General features: G+C 63.6%; 11 protein-coding genes. 8 read left to right on the plus strand and 3 right to left on the minus strand.

Annotation, left to right across the window (positions count from 1 at the left end):
* Positions 1–17: 17 nt before the first annotated feature.
* Positions 18–506 (plus strand): EF-hand domain-containing protein, encoded by a 489-nt coding sequence (locus DKK67_RS06300; RefSeq protein ID WP_162628765.1) that lies wholly within the window; start codon positions 18–20, stop codon positions 504–506.
* Between the two features lie 61 nt (positions 507–567).
* Here DKK67_RS06300 and DKK67_RS06305 read toward each other — a convergent pair whose 3' ends face one another.
* Positions 568–1,380: a crotonase/enoyl-CoA hydratase family protein gene (locus DKK67_RS06305; protein ID WP_111495458.1), complete on the minus strand. Its 813-nt coding sequence runs from the start codon at positions 1,378–1,380 to the stop codon at positions 568–570.
* Between the two features lie 105 nt (positions 1,381–1,485).
* Here DKK67_RS06305 and DKK67_RS06310 point away from each other — a divergent pair, with 105 nt between their 5' ends.
* Positions 1,486–3,540 (plus strand): NADPH-dependent 2,4-dienoyl-CoA reductase, encoded by a 2,055-nt coding sequence (locus tag DKK67_RS06310; protein ID WP_111495460.1) that lies wholly within the window; start codon positions 1,486–1,488, stop codon positions 3,538–3,540.
* Positions 3,541–3,556: 16 nt separating this feature from the next.
* Here DKK67_RS06310 and DKK67_RS06315 read toward each other — a convergent pair whose 3' ends face one another.
* Positions 3,557–4,627: a YeiH family protein gene (locus DKK67_RS06315; RefSeq protein ID WP_228160523.1), complete on the minus strand. Its 1,071-nt coding sequence runs from the start codon at positions 4,625–4,627 to the stop codon at positions 3,557–3,559.
* Positions 4,628–4,731: 104 nt separating this feature from the next.
* Between DKK67_RS06315 and DKK67_RS06320 the strand changes: the two genes are divergently transcribed.
* On the plus strand, positions 4,732–5,643 hold the full coding sequence (locus DKK67_RS06320) for a LysR family transcriptional regulator (protein WP_111495463.1): 912 nt from the start codon (positions 4,732–4,734) through the stop codon (positions 5,641–5,643).
* Here DKK67_RS06320 and DKK67_RS06325 read toward each other — a convergent pair.
* Positions 5,626–6,600 carry a GlxA family transcriptional regulator gene (locus tag DKK67_RS06325; RefSeq protein WP_111495465.1) on the minus strand — a complete coding sequence of 325 codons (975 nt, stop codon included), beginning with the start codon at positions 6,598–6,600 and terminating at the stop codon, positions 5,626–5,628. The two genes, DKK67_RS06320 and DKK67_RS06325, sit on opposite strands and share 18 nt — an antisense overlap.
* 153 nt (positions 6,601–6,753) lie before the next feature.
* Between DKK67_RS06325 and DKK67_RS06330 the strand changes: the two genes are divergently transcribed.
* From DKK67_RS06330 to DKK67_RS06350, 5 genes are all read left to right on the plus strand, one after another.
* Positions 6,754–8,559, plus strand: coding sequence for an acyl-CoA dehydrogenase (locus DKK67_RS06330; RefSeq protein WP_111495467.1), 1,806 nt, complete (start codon positions 6,754–6,756; stop codon positions 8,557–8,559).
* A gap of 187 nt (positions 8,560–8,746) precedes the next feature.
* The gene (locus tag DKK67_RS06335; RefSeq protein ID WP_111495469.1) at positions 8,747–9,004 is read left to right on the plus strand and encodes a hypothetical protein; all 258 of its coding nucleotides are present in this window, start codon (positions 8,747–8,749) and stop codon (positions 9,002–9,004) included.
* A 180-nt stretch (positions 9,005–9,184) separates the two neighbouring features.
* Positions 9,185–9,502, plus strand: a complete 318-nt coding sequence (locus DKK67_RS06340) for a YtxH domain-containing protein (protein WP_111495471.1) — start codon at positions 9,185–9,187, stop codon at positions 9,500–9,502.
* A 98-nt stretch (positions 9,503–9,600) separates the two neighbouring features.
* Positions 9,601–10,116 (plus strand): YajG family lipoprotein, encoded by a 516-nt coding sequence (locus tag DKK67_RS06345; protein ID WP_111495474.1) that lies wholly within the window; start codon positions 9,601–9,603, stop codon positions 10,114–10,116.
* 132 nt (positions 10,117–10,248) lie between these two features.
* A complete protein-coding gene (locus DKK67_RS06350; protein ID WP_111495476.1) occupies positions 10,249–11,886 on the plus strand; it encodes a methyl-accepting chemotaxis protein in 1,638 nt (545 codons plus the stop codon).

Raw genomic sequence — 11,886 nt, forward strand, 5'->3', positions numbered from 1 at the left:
AACAGAGGCAGTCACGTTTGCTTGATGGGCAGTCCTGCTATGTCATCGAACGTGTAAACAGGGGCGCGGGCGGCCACCGGGCGGTCGGCGCGATATTCTACGGATCAAATGCAACGCGACGTTTTGGTCTTGATGAGCACCGGGAGCCGGGCAAGCCGGTTCCGTTCAGGAGGTTCGTTATGAAGATCAGGATGTTCCCATGGATCGCCATTGTGGCCCTGGCCATTCCGGCCTCTTCGGCCCTGGCGGACGAAGCGATGGATCAGGAAGAAGGGATGATGGGGGAGCACGGCGAGGATATGTCCATGAAAGGCCCCCATTTTGACGAAATGGATACGGACGGGGATGGTGTCATCTCCTCGGATGAACTCAGTATCTATGGCGCGACCGCTGCTGGCGACTCGGAAGCCGAGCGCCATATGAATCTCATCGACAAGCACGATATGAACAAGGACGGTCAGATCGACCGGGACGAATTCGAGCAAGCGGTCGAGAAACGTCACTAAGCCAAGGTATTGACGGTGCCCGGGGTCTCCCGGGCGCCGTCATCGACCCCGCAAACGGCGGTCAGAAATCCCGCCGATCCCCATACGACTGTTCCGGCTTGCCGGAATTCCGGGCCACAGCGACGCGCTGGTTGGCGCGGCCCAGCACTTTTTTCTGCAGGCGGGTTTCCCAGGCCAGGCTCTCGCGATCACCGGCCTGCCAGGCGCGGTTGAACAGCAGCTTGGACGCGGCCACCGCGTCCGGCGACTGCTGGCAGAGGGTTTCGGCGAACTGCCGGGCCTCGGCCACCGGGTCGTCGCAAACCCGCGACACCAGCCCCATCGCCTTGGCCTCGTTGCCGTCGAACCGGCGCGCGGTCATGGTCAGTTCCTTGGCCAGGTCGATCGGAATCAGCTCGGGCAGGGTGACCGTCAGGCTCATGTCCGGGATCAGGCCCCACTTGGTTTCCATGATCGAGAACTCGCAATCCGCGGTAGTGAAGCGGAAATCCGCACCCAGCGCGATCTGGAATCCGCCACCAAAACAGTAACCGTGGGTGGCGGCGATCACCGGCGCCGGCACTTCCCGCCAAAGATAGCCGACGTCCTGCGCCAGGTTGCTGATCTTGCGCCCGGGCTTGATCAGCAGCTTGAGGAAGTTGACCGGATTGCTGCTGACCCGTTTGACGTCCAGGCCGGAGCAGAAGGCTTCGCCGTTGCCGTTGAGGATAACGGCGCGCACATGGCGCTCTTTCTTGAGCTTGCGGGCGGTGGCGGCGATGGCCTCGAACATGGGCATGTCCAGCCCGTTGTATTTGTCGGGCCGGTTCAGGGTAACGGTGGCGATGCCGTTGTCGATGTCCAGAAGGACCCGATCTGACTGATTTTTCGTCATAATTGTGAGTCTTTATTATCCTTTGGTCGTAGATGGGCATGCTACCATGACCGCTGCTGATGAGAACCGCTTTGCCGATAACGATAAACTGGAAGGCACCCGATCATGACCGACGCGTATCCCAACCTCCTCAAACCCCTGGATCTGGGCTTCACCGAACTCAAGAACCGCGTGCTGATGGGCTCCATGCACACGGGCCTGGAAGACCGTTTCTGGAACATCCACAAGCTGTCGCGTTACTTCGCCGAGCGGGCGGAAGGCGGCGTTGGCCTGATGGTCACCGGGGGCTTCTCGCCGAACCTGGTGGGGCAACTGGCGCCGCTGTCGTCCACCATGAATAACCGCGCCACGGCCTTCCTGCATCGCCAGGTCACCGGTGCCGTGCACGAGGCCGGCGGCAAGATCTGCCTGCAGCTACTGCACGCCGGGCGCTATGGCTACCAGCCGTTGATCGTATCGGCCTCCGCGACCAAGGCGCCGATCAGTCCGTTCAAGGCCCGTGCGCTATCTACCAAGGGTGTGGATCGCCAGATCGACGACTTCGTCAGCGCCGCCAGGCTGGCCCAGTTTGCCGGTTACGATGGTGTCGAGGTGATGGGGTCGGAAGGCTACTTCATTAACCAGTTCCTGTGCGAACGCACCAACAAGCGCACCGACAAATGGGGCGGGCCCTATGAGAACCGCATGCGCCTGCCGGTGGAGATCGTGCGCCGCATGCGTGAAGCGGTGGGACCCGAGTTCATCATCATCTATCGCCTGTCGATGCTGGACCTGGTGGAGGGTGGCCAGACCTGGGATCAGATCGTGACCCTCGGCAAGGCCATCGAACAGGCCGGCGCTACCATCATCAACACCGGCATCGGCTGGCACGAGGCGCGGGTGCCGACCATCGTCACCTCCGTTCCGCGCGGTGGTTTTGCCGACGTCACCGCCAAGTTCTACGGTGAAGTGGACATTCCGGTGTGCACCACCAACCGCATCAACACGCCCGACAAGGCGGAAGAGATTCTCGCTGGCGGCAAGGCCGACATGGTGTCCATGGCCCGGCCCATGCTGGCGGATAGCGAATTCGTGCGTAAGGCCGAACAGGGGCGAGCCGATGAGATCAACACCTGCATTGCCTGCAACCAGGCCTGTCTGGACCACGTCTTCAAGGCGCAGCGGGCGTCCTGCCTGGTCAACCCGCGCGCCTGTCACGAAACCGAGCTGACCCTGACCGTGGCGCCGGTGCAGAAGAAGGTGGCGGTGGTCGGCGCCGGGCCCGCCGGTCTGGCGGCGGCAACCACCGCGGCCCGACGCGGCCACAAGGTCACCCTGTTCGAAGCCGACGCCGACATCGGGGGGCAGTTCAACTACGCCAAGCGCATTCCCGGCAAGGAAGAGTTCTACGAAACCCTGCGCTACTACCGCCGTCAGATCGAATTGTTGGGTATTGACCTCGAACTCAATACCCGGGTGGACGCGGATGTGCTGGGAGCGGCCGGATTCGACGAGGTGGTGATCGCCACCGGCGTCAAACCGCGCACGCCGCGTATTGAAGGCATTGATCACCCGAAAGTGCTGGGTTACCTGGACGTGTTGCGCCACAACAAGCCGGTCGGCAAGACCGTGGCGGTGATCGGCGCCGGCGGCATCGGCTTCGACGTCAGCGAATTCCTGACGCACGACGCCGGCCACCAGCCGGAGGGCGAGCAGGTCAGCGTGGCGGACTGGCAGAAAGAGTGGGGTGTGAACCCGACGTTTGAAGGCGAAGGTGGACTGGCCGAGCGTCAGCCCACGTCCTCGCCGCGCAAGATCTACCTGATGCAGCGCAAGACCAGCAAGGTCGGCGGCGGCCTGGGCAAGACCTCTGGCTGGGTCCACCGCAACAGCCTCAAGCACCGGGACGTGGAGCTGCTGGGAGGCTGCCGCTACGACCGCATTGACGACGCGGGCCTGCACATCACCGTAACCGGCAAGGACGGCAAGACTTCCGAAAGCCGCGTGCTGGACGTGGACCACGTGGTGATCTGCGCCGGTCAGGAGTCGTTCCGCGAGCTGCACGATCAGCTCTCCGCCGCCGGCATCCGTTCCCACCTGATCGGCGGTGCCGACCTGGCGGAAGAGCTGGATGCGAAACGGGCCATTCGGCAGGGGACGGAGGTGGCGGCCGGCCTCTGACGCTGCTCGCACCGGGTTACGCCATCAGTTGGAGAACGCCCCAGTTGATGGCGTAACCCCCTGCCACCAGGAATCCGAACAGCAGGAACCCCAGCACCATCGGCCGTGCCCCGGCCTGTCGAATCGCGCCGATGTGGGTGCGCAGCCCAAGAGCTGTCATGGCCATCGTCAGCAGCAGGGTGTCGAGACCGATCAGCTCCTTCACGACGGCCTCCGGCACGACCTGCACTGAATTCAGTGCACTGACGCCCAGGAAGATCACCGCAAACCAGGGAATGCCCAGGCCCGCCTTTGTCTGCTGGCCATCGTTATGTCGACGTCGGAACCACTGGCCCAGGAAAAGCAGGAAGGGCGCCAGCATCATGACCCGCAGCATTTTCTCGATAACGGCGGTGTTGCCCGCAGCCGGGCCGATGGCGCTGCCGGCGGCAACGACCTGGGCCACTTCGTGTACCGTCGATCCGACGTAGACGCCGTAGGCGTGTTCGGAAAGCCCAAGCCACGGGTACATTGCCGGGTACAGGAACATCGCCAGTGTGCCGAACACCACAACGGTCGCCACGGCCACGGAGACTTTATGCGATGGTGCCCGGACCACGGGTTCGGTCGCCATGATGGCCGCTGCGCCACAAATGGAGCTGCCTGCGCCGATCAGCACGGCGGTCTCGCGATCCAGCCCCAGCACTTTGCGACCCAATGCCAGCGCGAGAGCGAAGGTCAGTGTCAAGGTTGCTATGTCGGCGACGACACCGCTCCAGCCGACGGCTCCGATCGCCTGAAAGGTAATCCGGAAGCCGTAGAGAATGATGCCGAGCCGCAGCAGGCTGTTCTTCGAGAAATCCACACCGGCTGCGGTTTCACGGGCAATTCGAGGGAAAATGGTGTTGCCCAGAACAATGCCCAGGACAACGGCCAGGGTGAGGGGGCTCAGTCCATGGGAGGCGATCCAGTCGTTGCGCGCCAGCAGCAGGCTGATCGCCGCGACAGCCAGCACCATTGCGAGCCCCAGCCGGAACTCGCGATGGCGCAGGCGGGGCAGGGGGTTGTGGGGCGTGGCCTGCAGGGCGTGCGTCAGTCGACCCATCATGGTCGTGTCCTCTAAAAGTGAGTGGCAGTGCGGACACGGTATGGTTTTCTTATAAGTAAAACGAATATATATTAATCATTTTGGAATAACTTCAGGTTATGGCTATGAATCTGCACCTGCTGCGCATCTTCTATACGGTGGCCCGCGAAGGCAGCTTTTCGCGGGCGGCGGAGGCGCTTCATATCAGCCAACCGGCGGTTTCCAAAGGCGTCCGCGAGTTGGAGCACCAGTTGGACGTGGCGCTGATCGAACGGGCGCAGCGCCCGGGCGGACGGCGAGCGGGCGTCGCGTTGACCCAGATTGGCGAGGTGCTGTTCGAGCACGCCCGCGGCCTGTTCGCTCTTGAGAAAGCGGCCATCGACGACATCCACGCCCGTGTCGGGTTGCGTAAGGGGGCGCTGGTGGTCGGCGCCAGTACCACGATTGCCGGCTATTGGCTTGCACCCTACCTGGCGCTGTTTGCCGACGCCTGGCCGGATATCGCCATTGAGGTGCGGGCGGGTAATACGGAATTGGTGAGTCGATGGCTGGTTGACTGTGAGGTGGATGTGGCCCTGGTCGAAGGCAGTGTTGCAGACGAGCGGCTGGCGCGGGATCACTGGCAGGACGACGCCCTGGTGATCATCGGTCCGCCGGACTGGGAACAACCGTCGGCGGAAGCATCCTGGCTGGATATCCTGAACCGCGAACGCTGGGTCATGCGTGAGCCCGGTTCCGGAACGCGGGAAGCGACCCAGCGGATGATGGCAGCATTGCAGATTGCACCGGCGTCACTGATAGAGGCCGGCAGCAACGAGGCGATCGCACGCTCCGTGTCTTGTGGCGCCGGGCTGGCGATCGTGCCGCGGGTCGTCGCGGCGGACCTGATCGAGCTGGGGCGGATCACCCTGGTCGAACCGCCGGGCATCGCGCCGCTGTCACGACCTCTCTTCCGGCTCACCCACCGTGATCGCCCGCTGTCTCCCGCGGCCCGCCGTTTTGTGGCTTTTCTGGACGGCTCAGCGACCCAGTCGTGACCGGTAGGCGCCGGGCGACAGACCCGTGGCGTCGCGGAACAGGCGGGAGAATGAGCTGACGTCCTCGTAGCCCACCGCCTGCGTAATCCGGTCGACCGACTGGGCAGTGGTTTCCAGCAGGTGCCGGGCCCGTTCGATGCGCAGTTGTTGCAGGTAGCGGTGTGGTGTCTCACCCGTGGCGGCCTTGAAACGCCGCAGCAGGGAGCGTTCCCCCAGCCCCGCCTGGCGGGCCATGCCGTCGGATCCCAGCGGTTCGCTGTAGTGGGCGTCGAGCCAGTCCTGCAACGCCAGGATGACGTCGTCCTGATGGTAGCGTTTGCCCTGCAAGGGCGCATAGGGCGCCTGGCTGCGGCGACCGGCATCCACCACGAAGGCCTTGGCCAATTCCCGCGCCACGCTGGCGCCGGCGTAACGCTCGATCAGCATGATTCCCAGATCCCACCAGGCGGTGCCGCCGCCGGCGCAGGCGATGGGCCCGTCCACCGTTACCAGTTGTTCCGGCACGCAGTGGACCTGCGGGTAGCGCTGGCGGAACTGGTCGCTGAATCCCCAGTGAGTGGTCGCGCGGCGGCCATCGAGAAGACCGGCCTCGGCCAGCAGGAACGCGCCCGTGCAGTTGCTGGCAATGGTGCGGCCCTGGTCGGCCTGGGCCCGGAGCCACGCCAGTTGTGGTGCTGCCTGCGCCAGGGTCGCATCGATCGGGCCGCCGATGGTGGGCACCAAGATCAGTTCGCCGGGTTCGCTGTCCGCCAGACTGCCGTGGGCCAGCAGGCTGATGCCGTTGAGGCAGGCGCAGGGGGCGCCGTCTTCGGTGAGCAACTGGACCTCGAATCGGCGTTCCGGCCGTTCACCCTGGATGCGCGCCCAGGTCACACCGGCCAACTGGAACAGGTCGATCATGCCCGTAATGGTGCTGGCCAGGGCGCCGGGAAAACCGAGGATGGATACGCGCTGCATGATCGGGAGCCTCAGAAAAGCCTGGAGGCGGCACGTTGACGGGCGTGCCGGCGGTGTCGGATTTGGCCAGGATTGTGTCAGAAATGACGGTTTTCACCAATCCCCGGCTGTGACACCCTCTTGGCTTGTTTGAAAACGACAAGGCCAACACCGATGAGCGATACCCTGATTGACCGGCAGGACCTCGATTTCCTGCTGTACGACGTAATGGACACCGAGGCCCTGGGCGAGCGTGAGCGCTTCAGGGAGCACACCCGCGACACCTTCGACGCGGTGATCGAAACCGCCGACCGCATGGCCCGGGAGAAGTTTGCGTCCCACAACAGTCAGGCGGACAAGGAGGAGCCCCGGTTTGTCGACGGCGAGGTGGAGATGCTGCCGGAGGTCAAGGAGGCGTTCCAGGCCTACGCCGAGGCAGGCTTTATTGCCGGGCGTTACGACTACGACCTGGGCGGCATGCAGCTGCCGGAATCGGTGATGGCCGCCTGCAACGGCTTCTTTACGGCCGCCAACCCGGGCACCGCCGGCTACCCGTTCCTGACCACGGCCGCCGCCAACGTCATCCGGGTGTTCGGCTCCGAGGCGCAGAAGACCAAATACCTGCCGCCGATGCTCGACGGCCGCTATACCGGCACCATGGCCCTGACCGAGCCTCATGCCGGTTCGTCCCTGAGCGACATCCGCACCACCGCCACACCGACGGACGACGGGCATTACCTGATCAAGGGCGCCAAAATCTACATCTCCGGCGGCGAGCAGTCGCTCACCGACAACATCGTTCACCTGGTGCTGGCCAAGATCAAGGGCGCGCCGGCCGGGGTCAAGGGGATCTCCCTGTTCATCGTGCCGAAGTTCCGGACCGACGACGATGGCGCCATCACCGATCGCAACGGCGTGGCGTTGGCCGGCCTGATTCACAAGCTGGGTTACCGCGGCACCACGTCCACCGCTCTGAGTTTTGGTGACGACGCGCCCTGCCACGGCTATCTGGTGGGGGAGCCGCACCAGGGCTTGAAGTACATGTTCCAGATGATGAACGAAGCCCGCCTGGGCGTGGGTTTCGGTGCGGCGGTGATTGGGTATCGCGGCTACATGCACAGCCTGGAGTACGCCAAGGACCGCCTGCAGGGCCGCAAGCCGTCGGAGCCGGACCCCGCTCAGCCGCCGGTGCCCATCATCGAACACGCCGACGTGCGTCGCATGCTGCTGGCGCAGAAGGCCTACAGCGAAGGCGGCCTGGCGCTGTGTCTGTATGGCGCGCGTCTGGTGGATGACCAGAACACGCACCCGGACACCACGGCGCGGGAAGAAGCCGGCAAACTGCTGGACCTGCTGACGCCGATCATGAAGGCCTGGCCCTCGGAGTACGGGCCCAAGGCCAACGATCTGGCGATCCAGGTCTACGGCGGCGCTGGTTACACCCGGGAATACCCGGTGGAGCAGTGCTGGCGGGATAACCGGCTCAATCCGATCCACGAGGGCACCAACGGCATCCAGGCGCTGGATCTGCTGGGTCGCAAGGTCTGGCAGGATCGGAGCCACGGTCTGCAGTTGCTGATGCAGCGATTGCAGGTGGATCTGGAAGCCGCCACCACCCAGCGCTGCCAGCAGTGGGCGCTGTCGCTGAGCGAAACCCTGCAGCAGGCCGTCAAGGTCACCCAGACGCTGGGCGGCGCCTTGCAGAAAGAGAGTCCGGACCGGGTATTGGCGAACGCATCCTGCTACCTGCACCTGTTTGGCCACATCTGCGTGGCCTGGATGTGGCTGCGTCAGGCCAATGTGGCGGAACAACGGCTGGCTGAGGGTGGTCTGGGTGAGCAGGCGCATCACTTCCTGCAGGGTAAACTGCAGGCGGCCCAGTATTTCTTCCATTGGGAGCTGCCGACGGTCGCTCAGGATATCGTGCTGCTGAAGAACCTGGACGATACCTGCTACGAGATGAAGGCCGAGTGGTTCTGATTCCGGCAGCGGATCACGCCGGCCGGCTTCCCGGTTGGCGAAAAACGGGGTCCTGAACCAGACTGGAACATGTCCATCCGGACATGTTCCGTGTCCGGCTATACACGACCATGAGAATGTCTTAAGGCGGTGTCTCGCCGGTTCCTTAAGGGCATCGCAGTCATGGCACAACCCGACAGGATGCCCCATGACCCACGCCTATCAGCCCATCGATTGTTCCGCCCACGACATCCTGCTGGAAACCGCCACCTTTCGCCGGGTGGTGGAAATCATCTTCCGGGATGAAGCCGGTCAGATACAGACCTTTCACGACCGGATCCGTGATGTTTTCACCCGCGCCGGCGAGGAGTTCCTGCTGCTCGAACGCGGCCAGCTGATCCGGCTCGATCACCTGATCCTGGTGGATGGTAAACCGGTCACCCAGGGTGGTCAGGTGTCGGCCTGAACGGCGCGTCACCTGAGCCGGTTGCGGGTGTTCTCCACAGCGGAATAAGTTTCCTAACGTTCTGTCATAACTAAAAAAAGCGTAATTGTGCGTTTATTGTGTTTACGTGCCGCAGCCCTCTACACTGCACTCGCAGTCAAACGATCGTTTGGAATTCAAATCTTTGCTGAGGGAAAGCATATGAACAAGGTGATTGCAGGTACGTTCGCACTGGTTGTGGGTCTGACACTGGCCGGTTGCAGCGACAACGAGTCGCCTGCCGAAGAGATGCAGGAGTCAGTAGACCAGGCCGCCGAGAACACCGGTGACATGATGGAAGACGCCGGCGACAGCATGGAAGAAACCTACGAGGACGCCACCGGCCAGACCGACAGTGCCTGGGAAAACACCAAGGAAGGCGCCGAGGAAGCCGGCGAGGCGGTTGAAGACGCCGCTGAGGACACGGCTGACGCCGTCGAAGACGGTTACGACGACGCCAAGGAATCGGTGAACAACTGATCGTGAACCGCCGGTAAGTCCCGTTGGGGCACTGCCGGTTGCGGGATGGTTTCCACGATGCTCTGATGATAGCCATGTGCCGATTCAGGAGTGACATCATGGTAGCCATCCCGGCTTTTCCCTTCCCGACCAGGGCGCGCGTGCTTGCCTTTCTTGCCCTGGGTGCCGGTCTGCTGACCGGATGTTCGCTACAACCGCAACCTCCCCTGTCTCTGGACCAGGGCGCGAAGTCCGTAACGGATGCTGCCACCAGCTTCTCGACCGGTATCCGGCCCGCTCCGGGGCGCAGCCGGTTCTTGCGCCGGGTGGAGCAGGAAGTGATCCGTCAGATGCAGGCGCTGGGTTACACCGAGGCAGGTGAGTCCGCCGATCTGCGAGTCTCGGTACGCCTGGACCGGACCGACACTTTCCGCACGGATCTGATGGATACCGTGGATTCCGGTCGCCTGACCCTGGTCCTGTATCAGGACGATCGCATCCTCCGCACCGGGCGCTCGCCCATCCTCAACAGCAACGATCTCGACTTCATGCGCGACGACGAAGTGGTCGAGCGCGTCCGTCTGTTTCTCGACGGGATACAATCTGTTGCACCGCCATCTGCGAAAAGCAACTAAAGTACAGTTGGTGTCCGGCCAGCGCTGGACGACACTGGAAAAGCCCACGTAGCCTGGAAGGCTGCGACGTCAAATAACAACAATCCGGACCGCACTGGACGTGGTCTGATCGACGAACAGGTTTGAGGTTCCATGACATTGATGGGTCGTACGGCACTCCTTGCCGCGCTTGTTATCGCACTGGTCCCGGCGTTAGCCGGCTATTTTCTCGGGCTGGACATGATCGCCCTGATTACCGGCTTGATCCTGGGGCTGGCCATTGCCGCGCTGGTGCTGGTCGTGCGGGTGCTCTATCCGCTGGAGAAAGCCCTGGTCGACGCCGAAGCCGGTGGCGCGGTGCCCGAATCCAGCCCGCTGATGAAACTTTGCCCCTCGCTGGCGGCCGGTTCGCGCGCCGGCGGCGGTGTGGTCGATTCCCTGGCCGGCAGCGCCGATGCCAACGCCATCTCCGCCGCTGAAGTTTCCCACGCCGCCGATCAGCTCAAGTCGCGCCTCGATCGCCAGGTGGAGGAGACCGGGCAGATGGCGGATTACGCCGGCCAGATCACCGAAACCGTCAAGCAGTCCGCCGAGCAGGCGGGCCAGGCGGCGAGCATGGCGCGCCATGCCAGCGAGCTGAGCGTCAGCGGTCGCGATGCCCTGGCCAGCGCCATCGAGGACGTGCGACAGGTGCATCGGGAATCCGGCGAGACCCTGAGCCAGATCCGCGCGCTGAACGACAAGTCCGAGAAAATCCAGGGCGTGACCACGGTGATCCAGGGCATTGCCGAGCAGACCAACCTGCTGGCGCTCAATGCCGCCATCGAGGCGGCCCGGGCTGGTGAGCAGGGGCGGGGATTCGCGGTGGTGGCGGATGAAGTGCGACAGCTGGCGGGTCGTACCTCCCAGGCCACCGACGAGGTGGCGCAAACGCTGTCGGAGATCCGCACCGATACCGGGCGCATCGTCGAGCGCATCCAGGCTCTGGCGGACAGCATCGATACCGGTCTGGAATCCGTCGAGAACGTCGGTGAGCGGCTCAATGAGATTCGCGCCCAGGCCGATCAGGTGGAGCAGCAGGTGGCCGGCATCGCCGAGGGCGATCAGCACAACGAAGCCAGCCTGCAGCAGATGTTCCAGGCGATCGCCACCCTGCGTGACGAAATGGGTGAGAGTGACAGCAGCGTACAGGCCCTGGCCCAACAGGCCGGGACGCTGATGGAGATTGCCGAGAACGCCAATGCCGTGTTCGCCCTGAACAGCGAGGCCAGCTACCACCGCCCGTTTTACGAGCAGGCACGGCAGGGGGCGGATCGCATTGGCGAGTTGTTTGAGAAAGCCCTGAGCGACGGCTCGCTGACCGAGTCAGCCCTGTTCGACAGCCGGCGCGAGCCCATTCCCGATACCTCACCCCAGAAATTCCACAGTGGCTTTGATCGGTTCACCGACCGGCATCTGCACGCCATTCAGGAGCCGGTTAAAGACACCCATCCGGCCCTGGTGTTTGCCATCGCCACCGCGCCGGACGGCTACGTGCCCACCCACAATCGGGATTTCGCCCACGAGCCCACCGGTGATCCCAAGGTGGACCTGGTCAAGAGCCGCAGCAAACGCCTGTTCAACGACCGCACCGGCGCGCGCTGCGGCAGGCATCAGGAACAGATGCTGCTGCAGACCTATCGGCGGGACACCGGCGAGATCATGCACGACCTGTCCGTTCCCATCTACGTTAACGGCCGCCACTGGGGCGGTTTCCGGCTCGGTTACCGACCCCGGTCCGGCGACGCCTGA

Source organism: Marinobacter bohaiensis (genome assembly GCF_003258515.1).
Lineage (GTDB): Bacteria > Pseudomonadota > Gammaproteobacteria > Pseudomonadales > Oleiphilaceae > Marinobacter_A > Marinobacter_A bohaiensis.